The sequence below is a fragment of the Caballeronia sp. S22 genome (genome assembly GCF_964261745.1).
GTDB lineage: Bacteria > Pseudomonadota > Gammaproteobacteria > Burkholderiales > Burkholderiaceae > Caballeronia > Caballeronia jiangsuensis.
In genome coordinates, this window is the sequence record NZ_OZ180040.1 from 482,475 (window position 1) to 500,915 (window position 18,441).

Below are 18,441 nucleotides of genomic sequence, written 5' to 3' on the forward strand. Positions count from 1 at the left end.
ACCCTTGTGGGGAGTCGCCCCCACAAGGGGCGCTCCTCGTTCTCTTCTTTCTCGCGCCCTTCGGCGCTATCCACTATGGCAAACCTCGTTTGATCTCGAATGCGCTGCTGACGACCTCAAAATCGAAGTCACAACGGTTTTGCAGGACGAACGTCGCACGCGCTGGAGAGCCGGGAATGACGCGGGCCTTGCTGATAGCGATCGACAGTTCCCGCGCGTCCGTCGTTGCGATCGAGTGAATCTCGGTCACCGGTTCACTGCGTTCGTGATGGCGCGCATTCCATCCGGTACCAGTAGTCGACGAGGCGCTGCGCGGCCTGCAGGTCCTCAGGATAGTACGGGTCGTCCCAAAACGGCGATGGGTCGTATCCTGCCTTTCGTAACGCGGCTAACTCCGACTGGTGCTCGGCCATCGTGGGGTTCGCATTTGTCTTCAGCGCAGTCAGATCGTGGCACTCGCGGTCGGTAAGATACCTGCCTGGCGGCGGCATCTCGCCGACGGCTACACAAGCGCCGAGCAAACTTGCCGACGCAATAGCGGAAAGCAAGCGTTTGGATGTTGCGCCCACGATGGATGGCCTGTCGGAATTAATCGCCGCTGCCAAGCTCGCTGTGCTTGTGCGAGTGCGTGGCCGCATGCACCAGCTCATAATGCGCGCCCTTGCCGCTTCGTGTCGGCGGAAAATGCTCGCCCTCGACGCACGTCACCTCGAAGCCGAATCCGCCATCGCCTTCTTTCACGACCTTGTAGATGCCCGAACTCTGAACCTTTTCACCGGGCTGGTGCTGTTCTGCCATATCTTCCTCCTCGGTTTCGGCTATAGCCTGCCAACAGCAAAGATCGTTCCGGCGCGATTACTTCCGCTTGAGATATCGATCGAGAAGGGGGGTGGCACTGGCGCCGTGCAGGAACACCGAAAGTACGATGGCCGCAAGAGTGATCGGAAGCAGTGGGCCAACGCGATCGTGCCCGGCCTCTTCGAGGGAGAACAGCAGGTAGTAAAACGCGCCCACGCCGCGCAAACCCAACCATCCCGACAGGAACCGCTGATGGCGGTCCATCGACGAGCCGACAAGAGATAGCGTGCTGCCGAGCGGCCGGGCGACAATGAACAGGAAAAGCACCGGCCAGACAACGGACCAATGAATTAGCTCGCGCCAGTGCCCAGATACGACGCTGCCGATGATGACCATCAGGCCCAGTTCGACAAAGCGTTCGATCTCGACCGAGAAGCCCATCATGTTCTCCGCGATATACGCGTGAGCCAGTTCCGGATCCTTGGCGGCTTCCTCCCGCTGACCCCGCTCGACCGATTCCAACACCTCGCTTGGCGGTTTCTCACCGGTTGCCTCCATTTCCTGCCGCCGCAGCGCGACGCCGGCGGCAAAGACCGCCATGAAGGCGTAGCCGTCGACAATTAGCGTGGCACCGTAGGCCAAGGCAACGATCCCAAGCGCAAGAAAGCCTTCCAGCCCCAGCGCGTGATCGTATTTCGTGCGCAGTTTCGTCACCAGCACGACCACGGCGGTACCCAACGCCCAGCCGAAGAAGAGTGCGCTCGCCAGCCCCCACGCGATAGCAAGGGCAAAGGTCCACGGGTTTCCGCTGCCCAGACTGCCGACTCCGCAGAGCGCCAGCGCGATGTAGACCATCGGAGAGGCTGCGCCGTCGTTGAGTCCACCCTCCGATGACAGGGCAAAGCGTAATGGTTCGTCGTCGCCCGCTTCTTCGACGCGCAACTCGTTGGCCAGAACGGGATCGGTTGGCGCAAGCGCAGATGCCAGCAGTAATGCCGGGCCTGCGGCGAGCCCGAGACCGCAACGCGCGGCGACGAACATGACCGCGATAGTAATGAGCATGGCTGGACCGGCGAGGCGTAACGTCAGTCGCCAAAGCGGGTCGGAAAGTTCGACGCGCAGGTACATCCCGATGGCGAACAGAGACACCATAAGTCCCGCTTCGGTAAGCGTGCGAAGCAGGCGCACGTCGCGCTCGAGGTCGATCGTCAACAGTCCGACGCCCGCCGGACCGAGGAGAAAGCCGACGATGAGGTACACCATTGCGCCGGTCATCGGCAGCCGCTCGACCAGTTTGCGGCCCAGCGCCATCAGCACCATCAATGCCCCGACGATCAGGAACCAAACGGCTTCGATCGTCATCAGCATCTCCCTGGTTAGAGCTTCTGCAGTCTGCGGAACTGGTTGAAGTGGCGAATCGCCATGATCGCCTCGCCGAGCTCTTCATGGATGCGGGCGGCGTTGAAGTGAGCATCCGCGAAGTCGGGGTCGTGTTCAATACAACGCTCATAGAACTGCAGTGCCTCCCGGAAGCGGCCCGCATCTTCAAGCGCGACGCCGCTGTTGAAAAGCAGCACCGGGTCGTTCGCACGGTATTGCAGCGCCTCTTGATACACGGCTATCGCCTCGTCGAACCGCTCGCTATCCATGAGGATGCCGCCAAGGTTCAGCGATGCGTCGGTGTAGTCGGGCGCGCGTTTGAGCGCTTTCCGATAGGCCGCCTCGGCGGCGTCGAGGTCATCGTCCTCCAGACCGCGCGCTTGTCGGAACAGTTCGACGGCTTCTTCACGCGCACGCTGCTCGCGCGGCGCTTGCATGGAGGCAACATTTCCTGATGCCTGGGCCTGCTCGAAGTCCAGCAGCAATTGGCCAGTCTCCGCATCCCACTGGCGGCTTGCTTCGTCCCGCACCGCGACGCGATCGCCGACAGCAGCAATGCGTACGCCAGTGAGCGATCCTTCGCGCCCCCAGCTCTTCCGAAGATGATCGAGCGCGCGGACGATCTTCATGGGCGAAACACCCGCTACGCGCAGCGCGTGCGCGGTTCGAAGCATCACGATGTCCTGGAAGGTGAAGCGCCGCTCGCGTCTCTCACCGCTCGCCGGTGACACAAAACCCGCCGCGATCAACCGCTCAACGACGGTGCGCGACACTCCCAGCATGCGCTGCACATCGCGAAGGCTGTACCCGTCGTCTTGCATATCACCGCTTCGTGCCAGTCTTGCGGGCCGGTGCCGGTTGGTCTTCAGTGGCCGCGCGGCGCACGGCACGGCGCTTGGGCGCCGGAGCCGCTTCGGCGGCTTCTTCCGCTGGCCCGGCGGTGCGCGCGCTCTTGCGTGCCGCTCGCGGCGCCGTTGGCTGCTCGGCCGACGGCTTTTTCTTCAAGCTCGCCCGCAGTGCTTCGACCAGGTCGATGACCTGCGCGCCGGACTGCTCGATGGCGGGCGCGGCGGTGATTTTGTTGCCCGCGATCTTCTTGTCGATCTCGGCGAGGATGCGCTCTTTCTCCTCGTCCTTGTACGCGGCCGCGTCGTATGCATCGACGCGGTACTGCTCGATCAGTTGCTCGGCGAGCTGGAGCTCGGTCGGCTGGATTTCCGTCTCTTCGATGCCGATGTCGACTTGTGAACGCACCTCGTCGGCGTAGAGCAAAGTCTGAAGAATTAGGCCATCGTTGCCGGCCCGCACCTGCACCATGTGCTGCTTGCCCTTCCACGTCCAACGGGCTACGGCGCACGTGCCGCTGTCCTTCATGGCTTCCTGGAGTAGCCGGTACGGTTTGCCGCCGCGCGTGTCGGGCGCGAGGTAGTAGGGCTTGTCGAGGTATATCGGGTCGATCGCTTCGGTCGGCACGAACGACACAATGTCGATCGTGTGGCTCGCGCTGGCTTCCAGCGCCTCTAATTCCGATTTCTCGAAGATCACGTACTTCTCTTTCTCGAACTCGTACCCTTTGACCATATCGGCGCGTTCGACGACTTTCCCATCGTGCGGGCAGACGTACTGTTGTCTGAGGCGAGTGCCGCACTCTTTGTGCATGAGGTTGAAGCCGACGCCCGACTTACTCTCCGTGGCGGTGTAGACCTTGACTGGCACGGAGACGAGCCCGAAGCTCAGAGTCATTGAAGCGATCGAACGAGCTGCCATCGCGCTCCTCCTTGTGGTAGCGGGCCCGTATCGGACCGTGGCTATGCGCCTGAGGTTGCCTTGGCGACATCGGCTTCGTCCATACGCGAGTGCCGACTTAGCCCGGCGGCCACCCGCCATTCTTCGAGCACGCGCTCGAGCAGATCATAGGCGACCGGCTTGCGCAGATATCCGTCAAACGACGGAAAATCATTGTCGCCCAAATCAGACCTACCCGTCATCGCTACCATGTAAGCGGTCTGCGAAGCTCCGTTCAATCGAAGCCCGTCGCAGATATGCCGCCCGTCGCCATCGGGCAGTTCGACGTCCGCGAGGATCACGTCGAAGAGCTGGCGGCTCGCCAGTGCGCGTGCGGTTTTACAGTCGTGTGCGATAGACGGCTCGTGACCCATCCGTTCGATGAGCGCGGCCAGACCCGCCGCAAAGTCGTGGTCGTCGTCCAAAACGAGAATCCGCATGGTGTTCCCCGGGGGTGCTGCGGTTGCGGTTGTCAACCGCGTCCGCTTGGGTGACGCATAGACGATGCCAACTTTTGATGCTGTCGATCAGCCGCGGCGTCAAAGCCGTCACTAGCGTCCCGGGGCGGCTCGTGTATATGCCAAACTTCCAACGGCAGGCAAAAAAGGGCGTGACTGTGATCCAGAACCTCGGAGCCGCGGGGCGCCGTGGTGGAGGCGAAGCGGACGGGCTTCCCAATTCTTCAACGCTATGCCGAGGTCATGCCGCCGCCTGCAGGCAAAACATCGGTACCCATTGACATAGGACATGACGATTGACCTTAACGGCAAAATACGCGACTCGACTTCTCGAGATCGCAGGCGTTAGGGGAGACGCTCGGTTGCCGAAGACAAAGAGTGTCCGGTCGACCAGAAGTCCGCCCAAGGGTCGCGCGACTGGAAACTCAAATATTCGCGTGCCGTCTGGACGTTCCACTGAGCGCCGCTCTTGAGATCGGTGAGCTGTTCCCATGCCACCGGCATCGAAACGCCCATTCCCGGTCGGGCACGCGCTGAAAAAGCCGCGGCGGTCGTCTGCCCCTTCCCGTTGCGCAGGTAGTCGACGTAGACTTTGCCGAGGCGATTTGCGGGTCCGGAGATCGCGGAGAAGCGCTCAGGAATCGTCTTGGCAAGATGCCGGACGAAGGCCTGCGAGAAAGACTTGACCGTCACATAACTTGATTCTGGAATGAGCGGCACGACGACGTGCAGGCCCTTGCCGCCGCTCGTTTTGAGCCATGACTTCAGATCGAGCTCGGACAGCAGCGTGCGAACGAGCAGAGCGGCCTCTTGAACGTGATTCCATTTCACACCTTCGCCCGGATCGAGGTCGAACACCACCCGATCGGGTTTGTCGATCTGAGGGACGACCGAATTCCACGTGTGGAACTCGATCGTGTTCAGTTGTGCAGCGCAAAGCAAGGCGTCTGTCGTATCAACCGTCAACAAGGGCGGATGGTTCGGCCAGAGTTCGCGGTTGTGCGCAGTCAGGCCCGGCATGGCCGTCCGCTCGGCATGCTTTTGAAAAAACAGATTGCCGGCCACGCCGTCGGGCGCGCGAACCAGGGCCACGGGCCGGTCCTTGAGGTGCGGCAACATCCAGTCAGCTACGCTTGCGTAGTAGCGAACGAGATCAGCCTTGGTAATCGTCGCCGACGCATCAATGACTCTTTCCGGGTGAGTGATTTTGAGCTGCGGTGGCGGCTCTGGCAGCTGTGTCTTTCCTCCTTCGCGCACGACGCTGCGGGCGGGCTTGTCGAGCCGCAAACCTTTGAACGACGACTGCCGGATCACACCGTCGCCGGTCCATTCGGCGAACTCGACTTCGGCGACCGTAGTGGGTTTCAGCCACCGTTCGCTGCCGGCTGCACGTCTGGACCATCGCCGCGCCTTTATGACCTGCCCATCGAAAGGCGCCGCACCGACCTCCAGTGGGATGAGCCGATTCCAAAGTTCCCGAGCGGTCTTTGCGTCCCACCCGGTGCCGACGCTTCCCGCGTCATGAAGCTTGTTACCGACGTAATAGCCAAGCAGCAGACTGCCGACCGCACCCGATTTGCCGCCACGTCCGGTCATTCCGCAGACGACCAGTTCCTGCCTCAGTCGGGCCTTCGCCTTTAACCACGATTCCGTGCGTCCCGACTCATACGGCGCATCGCGTCGCTTGAGCACCAGACCTTCCAGCCCGAGCCCCGCAGCGGCTTCGAACACCTGGGCGGGCGGCGCGTCGAAATCCTGACTGAACAGAAGCTGCTCGCCTGCCTCTTCAAGAACGCTCGCCAGCTGAGCTCGCCGCGCCCACAACGGTACCTTCCTGAGGTCGTTACCGTCCAGATACATCAGATCGAAGAGGAAGAAGATGATGGCCTTGTTGTCTCGCCCGTCGATCGCGTTCTGAAGTGCAGAGAAACTCGGAATGCCGTCTTGAAGCACCACAATCTCGCCATCGAGCCATGCGCTCACAACCGGAAGCTCCTTGATTGCGACGGAAAGCGCCGGAAACTTGGCGGTCCAGTCGTGTCCGTTTCGCGTAAAGAGCTTGACTCGCCCGTCGTCGATGCGCGCAAGCAGCCGGTAACCATCCAGTTTCGTCTCAGTTATCCAGTCGCCGGTGCGGGGAAGCGAACTCGCCAATGTCGCCAGCTGCGGCTCGAGTTTCTTTGGAAGCGGTGCCGACACCGCGGCGGACAGGTCGATCGCGTCGATCGTCGATTCTCCAGCACGAGCACGTCGCGCCGCTCTCGGCTCGCGTTCTTCAATCGGCCCCAAAGGACGTGCAACGACGCTGTCGGGAAGCGCCTTGATAACGTCGTATTCTTGAAGCGGGGGGCCCACTCGTCTCGCTTCTTGAACAGCATCCACTGGTCTTGCTTGTCGTCCGGCTTGGCGATGCGCACCAGTTCCCATAAACCAGCAAGCTTCTGACCGTGCAGGCGAAAAACCAGCTTCCCGATCTCCATGCCTTTGACTGCATCGCCGACCGGCTCCCACGTTCCGTGGTCCCACACAATGACCGTGCCGGCGCCATACTGCTTAGGCGGGATCGTACCTTCGAAGGACGCGTAGGACAGAGGATGGTCCTCGACGTGCACGGCCATCTGCTTTTTGCTTGGGTCGTAGCAGGGACCTTTGGGCACAGCCCAGGAGAGCAAGACGCCGTTGAGTTCAAGGCGGAAATCGTAGTGCAAACGGCTCGCCCAGTGCTTTTGCACGACGAAGCCGAGTTGGCGTGCCCTGTTGGACGTCTCGGCGGTAGACGCAGACGGCTCGGGCGTGATGCTGAAGTCGCGCTTCTTCCGATAGCGGGCGAGGGGCGGCGCGGTGGTGTCGCGGGGCGAGGCCATGCTGTGATAGTTGGTAAGAGCGGCGGTGCCCGATGATCATTGTCCCCGACATTACGCGCGGACAGCGTGGATGAGCAACCGCAGCGCGCGCGGTGCCCGGCGAGTCTCGAGCACCATTCGCAACTTCATACGCCTAGGACGGCTTCTTATCGGCGTGCTCGGGCGTTGTGCCGTCCTCGTCCGTCTCGATACGCGTGGTGCCGCCGGTCGAGGGCGGGTCGCTCGCAGGAAATGTATCCTCCACCGACTTGTCGACCTGGTCCTCCGATTTCTCGCTGGTCGGGTTCTGCTCTTTGGGCATGGTAGCCATGGTGTCCTCCAAGGATGGTGCCGGTCAGAGCGAGCAAGGACCATTCCATTGAAAGCCTCGGCGCGGTGTTTCGCGACGGCAACGACGCGTTGAGCACCGCGAGGCAAGCTGCTATGTTTGCAGCAGTTCAACTTCTCCGAGAGACAGCTTCGATGGATATCACGCTATCTGCAGACGAAATTCGTGTCCGCGCATATCTGCTGTGGGAGGCGCAAGGCTGCCAGGACGGACGTGACGCGCATTATTGGCATGAAGCGATTGCGCAACTCAGGCGCGAACGTGCTGGGGCGCCGGGCAGTACGGGCATCGGCCCGGTCGCTACCCCGGTCGCTACTCCAGATGCTTCCCAACCCAAAGCGCGCAAGAGCGTAGCGGCGAAGAAGGTGGGTCAAGAAGCGCCTGCAAAGGTCGGAAAAAATAACTCAGCGACGAACGGCAAACAGAAAACCGCGAAAACTCCCAAGGTGGCCGCAGAGCGTCAGGCGAAGACCGATACGAAGTCTGAAGCCAAGTCCGACTCGAAAGCCGACGCGAAGGTGAAAGCGCAGGCGAAGGCGGGGGCGAAGTCGAAGACGCAGCAGAAGGCAGACGCGACTGCGAGAGCAGGCAAGCTAAGCAAGAACCGCTCAGCAAAACAGCTCAGCGAGAACAGCGGCCGCGACAGTTGAATCGGCGCAACGAGGCTCAGCCCCGGCCGCGTGGGCCTCAACAGAAGTTGCGACTTACGGTCGTGAGCCCGCCGAGCAGATGGGACATGTCAACGAGTCGCTGGGCAACGAGGTGCCGGACCTCGCCTTCGCACTGCCAGGTGCCATACACGGCGAGCAGTGCTGCGCCTAGGGCCTCTTTTCGCTGCTTCTCGAGTAGCGACGGCCAGACGATCACGTTGACATTGCCCGTCTCGTCTTCCAAGGTCACGAACATGACGCCCTTGGCCGTGCCCGGTCGTTGCCTTACGGTAACGAGTCCGCAGCCTCGCGCCAGTCGTCCGTTGCGATACGTGCGCAGCGTCGCCGCGGGCATGAGCCGGTGCTCCAGCAGGACGGGGCGCAGGAGTGAAAGCGGATGCCGGCCCAAGGTCAGCCCCGACGCGTTGTAATCGCTGACGATGTCTTCGGCTTCGGACGGCGCGCCCAGCGCTGGCGTTTCATCATCAATGCGGCTGTCGGCGAGAATGTCTCGGTCGGGCACGGCCGCGACCGATTGCCAAAGCGCTTCACGGCGATTGCCGGCAAGCGACCGCAGGGCATTCGCCGCTGCGAGCACCTGGAGGTCGCGTCGATCGAGCCGAGCGCGGCGCGCCAGGTCACTCACGCTGGAAAACGGTTTGACGGCGCGCGCGTTCTCAATGCGCTCGGCGGCACCATCTCGCATGCCTTTGAGTAACGACAAGCCGAGACGAACGGCTGGCTTCGCGCGATCGATGCGACGCTCGAGCACCGAGTCCCAACCGCTGATCGCGACGTCGATGGGTACGACCTCCACGCCATGACGTTTCGCGTCCTGCACGAGCTGCGAGGGCGAATAGAAGCCCATCGGTTGAGAATTGAGCATTGCAGCAAGAAACGCAGCGGGCTCGTGGCATTTGAGCCAGCTACTTGCATACACGAGGAGGGCGAAGCTCGCTGCGTGACTTTCCGGGAAGCCGTACTCGCCGAAGCCCTTGATTTGCTCAAAAATGGCCTCCGCAAATTCTTTCTCATAGCCGCGCTCCTGCATGCCATTGACGATGCGGTCGTAATATTGCTGCAGTCCACCCTTGCGCTTCCACGCAGCCATCGCGCGACGCAGTTGATCCGCCTCGCCAGGTGTGAAACCCGCAGCAAGGATCGCGACCTGCATCACCTGCTCCTGGAAGATCGGCACGCCGAGGGTGCGGCCCAGTGCGACTTCCAGCGCTGGGCTCGGATAGGTCACCGGCTCGATCTTCTGACGCCGTCGCAGGTAAGGGTGCACGGCGCCGCCCTGAATCGGCCCGGGACGCACGATCGCAACCTCAATCACAAGATCGTAAAAGGTCCGCGGCTGCATGCGCGGGAGCATGCTCATCTGGGCGCGCGACTCGATCTGGAAGACGCCAACCGTGTCCGCCTGCGAGATCATCTCGTAGGTTTCGGGATCCTCTGATGGGATGTCCTGCATCTCGAAGCGTTCGCCGCGTTGCTCGGAGACGATGTCGAGCGTGCGGCGAATGGCCGACAACATGCCCAGCGCGAGCACGTCGATCTTCAGAAGGCCAAGTGCCTCGAGGTCGTCCTTATCCCACTGAATCGCGCTGCGATCCGCCATTGCGGCATTTTCAACGGGCACGAGTCTGGTCAGCTTGCCGCGGCTGATGACAAAGCCACCCGAGTGCTGCGACAGGTGCCGCGGAAAATTCAGTATCTCCGCGGCCAGCTTCGCCCACATGGTGATGAGGGGGTTGGCCGGATCCAGCCCGGACTCTTCGAAGCGTCGCAACAGGTCCTGCGAATGATCGAACCATTGGTGACTCTTCGCAACTTTGTCGACGATCTGCGGATCGATACCGAGAGCCTTGCCGGTTTCACGCAAGGCGCCACGCGGCCGATAGGTCGACACCGCCGCGGCAATGGCGGCGCGGTCGCGGCCATATTTGCGATAGATGTACTGGATAACCTCTTCACGCCGCTGATGTTCGAAGTCGACATCGATGTCCGGTGGCTCGCCCCGTTCTTTCGAAATGAAGCGCTCGAAGAGCATGTTGCCGCGCGACGGATCGACTTCCGTCACGCCCAGGCAATAGCAGACCGCACTATTGGCGGCCGACCCGCGACCTTGACACAGGATGTGCTGACTGCGCGCGAAACGTACGATGTCATAGACGGTGAGAAAGTACGCTTCGTAGCGCATCTCGCGGATAAGTTGCAACTCGTGCTCGATCTGCTGCTGAACTTCGAGTGGAATGCCGGCAGGAAAACGCTTATGCGCGCCGATGTAAGTCTCCTGCCGCAAATACGCTTCGTGCGTAAATCCGTCCGGCACGAGTTCATCGGGATACTCATAGCGCAGTTCATCCAGCGAGAACGTGCAACGCTCCAGGATGTTGAGCGTCTGAGCGAGCGCGTGTGCGGGATAAAGATTGGCGAGGCGCAGGCGCGACCGGAGGTGTTGCTCGGCATTGGGGGCGAGATCGTATCCGCACTCGGCCACAGGCTTGCCGATGCGAATCGCAGTCATCGTGTCTTGAAGCGGTTTGCGCGAGCGCACGTGCATCACGACATTGCCGAGCGCGACAACGGGCGTGCGGTGCTGTTCGGCGATGTATTCGACGCTGCCACGATGAATGTCATCCATCGCGCGCTGGTGCAGGATCAGACCCACCCACGCACGTGCGGGGAACGTCTCGTTGAGCCACTCGACTTGTGCCGAAAGCGCGTCTTCTTTTGCCGGAAAGTTGGGCACGAGGATGGCCAGGCAATCCGGCATCCCGCGCAGATGGGCGTACTCTTTCTCGGGTTTCGAGAGATCGTGCGGCGTCAGCAGATACGTGCCCTTCGTTGCACGCATGCGGCCGAGCGTGATCAGCTCGGATAGGTTGCCATAGCCCTTGCGGTTTTGCGCGAGCAAAATGAGACCGAACGCCGGGCTCTTGTCCGCATGCACCAGGCGGAAGTAGGAGCCGATGACGAGCGGCAGCTTTTCTTCCTTCGCTTGGACATGGGCACGCACGACGCCCGCAAGCGAGCACTCATCGGTGATCGCCAGTCCCGAGTAGCCAAGTTGCGACGCGCGCAGCACAAGCTCTTCGCCGTGCGACGCGCCGTGCAGGAACGAGAAGTTGGTGAACGCGAAAAGCTCGGCGTAGTCGGGCAGGGCCGACGAAAATAGATCCACGGCGACACCATCACCTAGCCGAACAGCCCGTGGAGATACCAGCGGACTTCCTCAGTCTTGACGCTTGGTCGCTCGCGGTATATCCAGTAGCAGGTCTTGTCGGCGGCTTGCGCGACGTAATAGTCGCGCGTGACCAACTCACCGTCGTGCCAGCCCGCTTCGATACGCTCCCCCGTTGAGACGAGCTTAAGGGGTGAACCGTAAAAGGGACGGTGGTTCTTGAACATCAGCCGCACCGGTGTTTCGAGCAGCCAGGTCGGACGCGGAAGTTCGGCAGGCGCGGGGCAGGCTTTGGCGATGGCTTGAACCGGCACCCACTGATTGGCGTGCTCGGGCCGGTGATCCGACGTTGGTGCGGCTCGCAAGACGTTCTCGGCGCCCAGGCGCGCCACCAGCAGCTCAAGCAGCCGGTTGTGGTCCTGCGCGGAACCGCCCGGATCCGGGAAAAGCGAGTCGCTAGGCGGCTCCGCGGGCTGTACTTTCGATGCCGTCAGGCGCACGGCGATGACGGCCGCGTCGAGCTCGATGCGCCCGAGCCGTTCCTTGAGCAGTCGTACGAGGTGTTCCTCGTGCCATGTGGGCTCCGCGAGCGCGATGTCGATAACGGTCGGCTCGATTGCCTGGCGGCCGCGCTCGTGTTCGAGCGTGATCGTTGCTTGCGTAAGGGCGAGCTGCTGCGCGCTCAACCAGCCGCACAATTGCACGATCAGACGTCGAGCGGAAAACAAGATCGCTTCTTCGTGTTCGACGCGGTCGGGCAACTCGGTGCGCGCGCTGAAAGACGGCGGCAGTTCCAGCCACGCGTAAAGTTCGGGAGACAGGCCGTAGGCGCGGTCAAGCGAATCCAGTAAGTCCACGCCGCACCTCTTCCTGAGACCTGCACGTGGCAGGCGTCGAATATCGTCAAGCACTCGGCAACCGAGGCCGTTGAACCAGTCGCCGAAGGCGCGAATCTCCGGGACGACCATAAAGGGCAGCTCGCCGAGAAAGCGTTCGAGCGAAGTCATCTTGAGCACGCGCCGGCGACCACGTTTAGCGAGCAGCCAAGCACCCTGACCGGTAGGCGCGACGCTCATGCGAGCGGTCACGCCGATCGCATTGACCGCTTCCCGCATCTGCCGGCACACGTGCACGATGCCGCCGAAGAGTCGCAGGCTCGCTGTCACGTCAACGATGATGGTGTCTTCCTCGCGCACGGCGACCTGAGGCGAGAAGCGCAGCAGCGCGAAAGCGACTTCGCGCTGCACATCGAGTTCGCGTTCCGGATTGCGGTCAACCATTAACGCGTTCTCCGCGAGCGTCGTGACTCCACCGCGCTTCACCCCCACCATGACCCCTGCCTCTCTCGCTGCCTGATCGAGCACAATCACCTTGTCACGCTCAAGCACGACACACCCGTGTTCAGTCGGAGACGACCACTTCGGACGGAACACCTCCAGCGAAAGCCGGGGCAGGAAGATGGCGACGAACACGGCCATGAGGACTGAGCAGAATCGGCGAGGGTTGAAGGTGGATGGAGAGTGGGTCGGTTCGGGTTGGCCCTCGTCGCTTGATGACATCGACGATGATGCCGCCGTCAGCGGGTCGGACACCCAGCCGTAGCGTTGCTGGCGACGCGTCCTGAGCGGCGGCGAGCGGTCGGACGAGAATCAGCAGGGTCTCCGTCGCTTGCGCCGCCAGATGCAATCGCCGCAACGCTTCGGACCGAACGTGCTGTTGCCAGAAGAGCAACGCGCCGCAACTTCGGGCGTTCAGCACGCGCTCGGCGCACCACAGCGCGTCCGCCGTCTTGGGCGCACGCAACATCATCAGCTTGTCCAGCGGCAGGCCCAGATACGAAAACGCCAGGCTATTTGGCACGTGCGGCGCCTGCAGTAGCACGACCGGCCGCTTGCTCACGGCGACCAATGCGGGTTTCAGTAGCCGCATCTCGCCGATTCCTGGCTGCTGGACCAGAAGTTCCACCAACGCGCCTATCGGCCAGCCACCCCCGGGCAACTCCGCCGACAGAGCCGCATAACCCGTCTCGATCGTCTTGCCATACGTACGCGCCAGTTGGCTGCCCTTCCAGAGGGCCGGGTGAATCGACTCGACGTGTTGAGGCAGGGCGGCCATAGTGAAATGAGAAGGAGGTTGATTCAACCACTGTATATTTATACAGTATCTTAGCGCAAAAGCTGAGGCAGCGAATCGCGCCCCATTTTTCATCAGAAGATTGACCAGGCGCGACTGGCTTTGATACGTCCGATGCCGAAGTTGCGTCCTTTGCCGCCGCGGTCAGAAGATGATGAGCATGCCGCTGTGCGGTGACGGGCACCGCCAGCTAAACTGATCGAGATCGAAAGGAGGCGACGGTGTGCTGTTCGGCGCAACCCAGGCTGACTGGCGATACGTGAAGATGTTCGGCGCGCAGATGGACATTCGCTAATTCGCGTGCCTGTTCTGGGAGCGTGCCGAAGGCAGCAAGGCGAAAGTTCCGAAGGCGGTAGAAGACGCGTTTCTCGATCCTCAAACGGATGACGAACGCCAAATCAAGGCATTCATCGATCGGTTCAACGCTGAGCAGGCGGCCACGCTCGAACAGGATCTCTTCAAGCAGCGCAAGCGCCTCGCGGACGCTGAACGCGCGCTGGAGACGAAAGTCACGAAGGCCGCGACCGAAAGTCGACGCATCGCGACCGACAAAATCGACCCGAACCCTCCGTAGGCTCGACGATCTGCGGCGTACGACGCCGAAAGATCGCGACTCGCGGATTTTTCTGGGCCACTACGCGCCCGTGCTCGTCGTCGAGAACGGCCAGTATGTCGTGAAGCCATGCGGTACCAGTGCCGCATCGCGAGCAAGCCGGCGAGCTACGATGTTAGGTACCCCAAAACCTACAACGCGACGCGACAATCTCGAAGGCTTCTGAAAGCCGCTTTTTGGGTACTCGCACGGCCTCATGATCTGAGCCGCTTTTACGAGAACGTAAGCCGGGCCCGAATGGAAGGCCGGACACTCGCGGAAGGGGGTAAGGACGAGAACGTCGTGCTCGAGTTCACGCCAGACGCAGGCGGTGACATGCTGGTTGCGTCTTTTTGGTCGCGCTGGACGTCCAAGGATCAGCCCGACCTGCTGTCATTTGCAGCGATCGCGGGCGACCGCCGGCTGAAGTCGCCGCGGCAGGCCTCGACCGTTGCATCGTGCCGATCAAGCCGGAAAACGTCGAGGCGTGGCTGAATCCCGACGCGTCCAAGCTCGATGCGCTTCAAGCCATTCTCGACGACCGGGATCGACCGTACTACGAGCATCGACTTGCGGAGTAGCCCGGCTGGCGGCCGTCTGGCCTCTTGCTCGCTTTGCTTAAATGAGACGCGCCGCAAAAAAGCGCGGCATGCGCCGCCACGCACGTCGTTTCACACGCGTGCGTCCGAAGCCCTCGTTCGATCTGGGAGCGATGACATGGATGAAACGCGGACCGGTCAATCGGAAATGAGCCCTTCAAAACTCACGCGATTTCCTGTCGCCGTTGACGTTTTAGTTTCATCCCTCTGTCATGCCATTATTTCGTTGCGACTTTGAAGGGCGGAAGCGGTAGCGATTCTCCATCGACAAAGGCGAATGCGCATCGAATGGCGAATTGGTACGCACAATCTTTGCTCGCGAACGCACCGAGATCGCCCAGGGACGTGGCATCGCCGTCTTCTTCGAGGATGGAGGCGCGAGCGACGTAGGTCCGACCGATGCGCGTGACGGATGGCTGAATGGCTGCACCGTGGTGATAGAAGATCATGCTGTCCGTCCCCTCCATCTTTGTGCGAGTGAAATCAGCATAGCGCGAAAAAAATTCACCGGCGAAGATTTACCGCTTTTGGTTAGCTACTTAAAATCCGGTGGCCTGAAACAGCACGGCTGCCGATGAATAGCAATACGGACTGACCGTGAATCCACATCCTCGTCGCATAATCCACACATCACTCAGGCAAACACTTTGCTGACGCTCGGGAGAGCCGGCAGAACTCCTTATACTTTCGGCTCCAAAGCTCTGAGGACACGCTATGTGGCAGGTGCAGTGGCAGCAGGTACCGGGTTTTCTGACGCAGATCAACTGGCCGAACTGGCTCGCGATCGTCGGCACATCGAGTGCCACCAGTTCCATCGTCGTGCTATCGATGCAAGGCTTGAAGAATCGGGTCGTTCATCGATGGGAACGACGCGACGCGGCCCTGGACGTTGCGGTCTCGCTCGAGGGTTACGCACGTGTCTGTCGCGCCATGATGCACCGGGCGGACTGGGCGCGCGACGAATTCAGTCGTACTCAGCACCGCGATGCAGCAAAAAGCGCGATGCTGCCTGCCTTTGTGTTCCCGGAAAACATCCAGTGGCGCAGACTCAGTCACCGGGTCGTGTCGGACTTGCGCGACTTTCCGGCCAGAATACATGCGGGGTGTGAAGATCTCGCGTCATTCGCCGAATATGGCGACCTGGTCGCGCTGTGTGAAGACGTGAGCCTTGAGAGCGCGAAAGCAGCACGAGATGCGCTGGCGCTGGCGCGCGAGACGCGCAGGAAACACAGTTGCGTGCCATGGCGCCCCGGGGCGAAGGATGCCGACTTGAATCGTGATCTGCTGGCTTTCATCTCGGCCGCAGAAAAAAAACGCGATGCATACCGAGGTCGTCAGACATCGAGCTTCTCTGCGGGGCGTGCTGCGATCTCCGGATCGGCCGCGGACGATACGCGGATGGCGCTCGAATAAGGTCAGCTTCCCCTGCAAACACTTGACGCGATGCCCGTTTCCAAGAAAAGCGGTCTTCCAAGACCCCGACGCGTGTTCAGTCGAAACGATTTTTGCTTCCCATGCCGCGGCAGGAAGCTGAAATGTTTTGTCTGCAGGCGCGCATTGCGCTCGAATCGGTCCGCGGAGGTCGTGCCGCGGGTCCCGAGACCACCGTTCTTGCCCACACGGTTCTGCTGACAAGTTTCCTCACCGAGGCGGGGCACGGCTTGCTTGAGCTGTCGTTCGTTCGTCAGGTTGAAGAGGCGGTGCTCGCGATCCTGGATGTCGGAAACAAAACCGGCGAGTGGACATTCAGCGAGGCGACCATCGACTCGCTGACCGCCATCGTGAACGAATACGATCGCCAATTGAGGGAGGTGCGGTTCGCGCATGTCCTCGCCGCGACCCAGCGACTGGAGCAAATGATCGCGTCCGTGCGCCCGCAGAATTGATCGATTGGTCGGTCGATTAGCTGATCAGCTAATCCAACTCTCCGTTGTACGAGAGGAGTACGGGGCTGACACTGAAACGACAACCGTGCTCATCGACGGACAGACAGTCGTCGCCTGATTCGTCGGCATCAAAGTCGTCCGCGAGGTCTGCAGCGCGCGGCCAGGGCCATGCCTCGAGCGCCCACGCGGGAACGTTGCGCTTGACGTCGAACTGATACTCGCGGGGCGATGTCCAGATGTCATCGAAGGTCTCGTCAAGAATCTGCTGCACGTAAGCGAGATCGGCGACGCTCATTGGGGTTCGCCGCCCCCTGCGCCGATCCGGACCCCGCCGATCCTGACCCGCGATGAGGCACCTGGACTGCAGATCAAGGACGAGGCGGTGAGTCAAATGGGGCTCGCTGGCCCATACCGACGGCCAGTCGCCCACCGCATATCGACTTGTCATTCTGAGGCCGATTCGGGACCGGTTCGTGACTGCGTCAGCAGCCATTGTTCCGCTTGTTGGAGCAAGGCGCGAGCGTATTCGGAGATGAACGCGCTGTCGTGGTGGTTAGCCTTCCCAAAAACGGTGACAAGACTGCGCCTCGCTTCGATCGCGAATGCGACGCGGTCTTCCTCCGTTCCGAACACGACGTCGGTCACGATCCGTTCGGCGTGGTCGTGGATCGTACCGACCGCGCGTCCGTCGAGCAGGATCCTGGCCGTCGCGTTGACGCCGTGGCTTGTCTCGCTCAACTGAATGCTGACGGGATCGATGGAGTAGGGCATAGAGGCTCGCTTTAAGGGTTACATAGATGAATGGTTGAACGACGGGGCCGTTTTGTCGGCTTATCTCTCAGCCTATTCATCTGATCCGGAAGTCAAGGCGGCTCGAGAGTGGCGAAACTCTGCCGATGACATTCGGCGGCGACGATCGGCGGAGGCGATCGGTCGCGTTGAACCGTCGACGGCCCTCGCGTCAGAAAATTTGTTCGACACTCTGTAAGGAGACGGTGTCTGTCCCGGTGTTCAGGAGGATCTCGTCCATTGCAAATACCAACCGGGGGGAAACCTTGCGACAACTGAGACGGCGTGCAGTCAAGTCGTGCTCCACCCATCGCAATTCGAACGGCACGCGAGGGGAACGAATGCAATCGACGAGGTCGTGTGAATGCTCGCCCGCGCGCGCGCAACAGATAGCGCTACCGGTGGCGCGGAAGGTAAGCTCGGCGATGGCACGGCAAGATGGCCCGTAAGCTTCCCCCGTTTGAGGCCGTTGGTGTCAAAGAGGGCCGCGTGCTGTGGAGGAAGTATCGCGGCAATGCGGAGGTTGAGCGCATGCTGCTGGAGATCGCGCAGGCGCGTCAGGCCATGCGCGAGATCGGCGCTTACTTCGACGCAATCCGCAAGGCGTGGGAAGACGAACATCTGGCGCAGCTCGTTGTCATGGAGAAGGTCCGCCTTCTTCTTATGGAGCAGGATCTAAGACAGAGCGCCCTCGCCGTGTTGAAGCCTGCGCCCCGTGACGACGATCCGGACGAGCCCGAACCGGCCCTGGTCGACCAAATCCCGTCGAATGGGATCGATTACTTCGATCGGTTGACGATCTCAACCTCGAAACCCTCGGGCCAGCCGTGATTGACCACGCCCAGCGCGTCCTCTGCAATCAGCTCCGGCGCGACGTCCTCGTAGTCGCCTTTGGGCATAACCAACAGTAGCGCGCACTGCGTACCGTCAGCCACCCTCGGATGCCGCGATTTTTTCGGCAAGCGCGTTCAGCTCGGACGTCCAGCGTCGGA

The 18,441-nt window shown here is 61.4% G+C and carries 20 protein-coding genes and 1 pseudogene; 5 read left to right on the plus strand and 16 right to left on the minus strand.

The features are described 5' to 3' along the window. Positions 1–73 precede the first annotated feature (73 nt). The 10 genes from ACEN42_RS40625 to ACEN42_RS40670 form a co-directional block, all read right to left on the minus strand. On the minus strand, positions 74–250 hold the full coding sequence (locus tag ACEN42_RS40625; RefSeq protein ID WP_371884015.1) for a hypothetical protein: 177 nt from the start codon (positions 248–250) through the stop codon (positions 74–76). Positions 251–254: 4 nt separating this feature from the next. Beyond that, a complete protein-coding gene (locus ACEN42_RS40630) occupies positions 255–491 on the minus strand; it encodes a DUF4148 domain-containing protein (RefSeq protein ID WP_371884679.1) in 237 nt (78 codons plus the stop codon). Between the two features lie 97 nt (positions 492–588). After that, positions 589–798, minus strand: a complete 210-nt coding sequence (locus ACEN42_RS40635; RefSeq protein WP_371884016.1) for a hypothetical protein — start codon at positions 796–798, stop codon at positions 589–591. A 57-nt stretch (positions 799–855) separates the two neighbouring features. Then, a complete protein-coding gene (locus tag ACEN42_RS40640) occupies positions 856–2,160 on the minus strand; it encodes a cation:proton antiporter (RefSeq protein WP_371884017.1) in 1,305 nt (434 codons plus the stop codon). Between the two features lie 14 nt (positions 2,161–2,174). Beyond that, positions 2,175–2,999: a tetratricopeptide repeat protein gene (locus tag ACEN42_RS40645; protein ID WP_371884018.1), complete on the minus strand. Its 825-nt coding sequence runs from the start codon at positions 2,997–2,999 to the stop codon at positions 2,175–2,177. A 1-nt stretch (position 3,000) separates the two neighbouring features. Continuing rightward, positions 3,001–3,945 carry a Ku protein gene (locus ACEN42_RS40650; RefSeq protein ID WP_371884019.1) on the minus strand — a complete coding sequence of 315 codons (945 nt, stop codon included), beginning with the start codon at positions 3,943–3,945 and terminating at the stop codon, positions 3,001–3,003. Positions 3,946–3,986: 41 nt separating this feature from the next. Then, positions 3,987–4,403: a response regulator gene (locus ACEN42_RS40655; protein ID WP_371884020.1), complete on the minus strand. Its 417-nt coding sequence runs from the start codon at positions 4,401–4,403 to the stop codon at positions 3,987–3,989. Between the two features lie 363 nt (positions 4,404–4,766). Then, on the minus strand, positions 4,767–6,575 hold the full coding sequence (gene ligD / locus ACEN42_RS40660) for a DNA ligase D (protein WP_371884021.1): 1,809 nt from the start codon (positions 6,573–6,575) through the stop codon (positions 4,767–4,769). Continuing rightward, the gene (locus ACEN42_RS40665; RefSeq protein ID WP_371884022.1) at positions 6,539–7,285 is read right to left on the minus strand and encodes a DNA polymerase ligase N-terminal domain-containing protein; all 747 of its coding nucleotides are present in this window, start codon (positions 7,283–7,285) and stop codon (positions 6,539–6,541) included. The genes ligD and ACEN42_RS40665 overlap by 37 nt, the downstream gene beginning before the upstream one ends. 133 nt (positions 7,286–7,418) lie before the next feature. Further along, on the minus strand, positions 7,419–7,595 hold the full coding sequence (locus ACEN42_RS40670; protein ID WP_371884023.1) for a hypothetical protein: 177 nt from the start codon (positions 7,593–7,595) through the stop codon (positions 7,419–7,421). Between the two features lie 14 nt (positions 7,596–7,609). On the opposite strand from ACEN42_RS40670, the gene ACEN42_RS40675 reads away from it, so the two are divergent. Then, a complete protein-coding gene (locus ACEN42_RS40675; protein WP_371884024.1) occupies positions 7,610–8,263 on the plus strand; it encodes a DUF2934 domain-containing protein in 654 nt (217 codons plus the stop codon). Between the two features lie 37 nt (positions 8,264–8,300). Here the strand turns inward: ACEN42_RS40675 and ACEN42_RS40680 are convergent, their stop codons facing one another. The 3 genes from ACEN42_RS40680 to imuA are packed head-to-tail and all read right to left on the minus strand — an operon-like array spanning position 8,301 to position 13,565. Next, positions 8,301–11,450: an error-prone DNA polymerase gene (locus ACEN42_RS40680; protein ID WP_371884025.1), complete on the minus strand. Its 3,150-nt coding sequence runs from the start codon at positions 11,448–11,450 to the stop codon at positions 8,301–8,303. Positions 11,451–11,464: 14 nt separating this feature from the next. Beyond that, on the minus strand, positions 11,465–12,928 hold the full coding sequence (locus ACEN42_RS40685) for a DNA polymerase Y family protein (protein WP_371884026.1): 1,464 nt from the start codon (positions 12,926–12,928) through the stop codon (positions 11,465–11,467). Then, positions 12,852–13,565, minus strand: a complete 714-nt coding sequence (imuA, locus tag ACEN42_RS40690; protein WP_371884027.1) for a translesion DNA synthesis-associated protein ImuA — start codon at positions 13,563–13,565, stop codon at positions 12,852–12,854. Before imuA ends, ACEN42_RS40685 begins: the two co-directional genes overlap by 77 nt. A 239-nt stretch (positions 13,566–13,804) precedes the next feature. On the opposite strand from imuA, the pseudogene ACEN42_RS40695 reads away from it, so the two are divergent. Further along, a pseudogene (locus ACEN42_RS40695) lies at positions 13,805–14,756 on the plus strand (SOS response-associated peptidase family protein). Between the two features lie 236 nt (positions 14,757–14,992). Here the strand turns inward: ACEN42_RS40695 and ACEN42_RS40700 are convergent. Beyond that, positions 14,993–15,223 carry a hypothetical protein gene (locus ACEN42_RS40700; RefSeq protein WP_371884028.1) on the minus strand — a complete coding sequence of 77 codons (231 nt, stop codon included), beginning with the start codon at positions 15,221–15,223 and terminating at the stop codon, positions 14,993–14,995. Positions 15,224–15,488: 265 nt separating this feature from the next. Here ACEN42_RS40700 and ACEN42_RS40705 point away from each other — a divergent pair, with 265 nt between their 5' ends. Both ACEN42_RS40705 and ACEN42_RS40710 read left to right on the plus strand, forming a co-directional pair. Continuing rightward, positions 15,489–16,187, plus strand: coding sequence for a hypothetical protein (locus tag ACEN42_RS40705; protein ID WP_371884029.1), 699 nt, complete (start codon positions 15,489–15,491; stop codon positions 16,185–16,187). A gap of 101 nt (positions 16,188–16,288) precedes the next feature. Further along, positions 16,289–16,660 (plus strand): Fis family transcriptional regulator, encoded by a 372-nt coding sequence (locus tag ACEN42_RS40710; protein WP_371884030.1) that lies wholly within the window; start codon positions 16,289–16,291, stop codon positions 16,658–16,660. A gap of 28 nt (positions 16,661–16,688) precedes the next feature. Here ACEN42_RS40710 and ACEN42_RS40715 read toward each other — a convergent pair whose 3' ends face one another. Both ACEN42_RS40715 and ACEN42_RS40720 read right to left on the minus strand, forming a co-directional pair. Next, entirely contained in the window at positions 16,689–16,955 is a 267-nt protein-coding gene (locus tag ACEN42_RS40715; RefSeq protein ID WP_371884031.1) for a hypothetical protein, read from the minus strand. Between the two features lie 149 nt (positions 16,956–17,104). Then, complete coding sequence (locus ACEN42_RS40720; protein WP_371884032.1) at positions 17,105–17,431, minus strand: hypothetical protein; 327 nt, start codon at positions 17,429–17,431, stop codon at positions 17,105–17,107. Between the two features lie 549 nt (positions 17,432–17,980). On the opposite strand from ACEN42_RS40720, the gene ACEN42_RS40725 reads away from it, so the two are divergent. Next, a complete protein-coding gene (locus tag ACEN42_RS40725) occupies positions 17,981–18,280 on the plus strand; it encodes a hypothetical protein (protein ID WP_371884033.1) in 300 nt (99 codons plus the stop codon). The last annotated feature ends 161 nt before the right edge of the window (positions 18,281–18,441 follow it).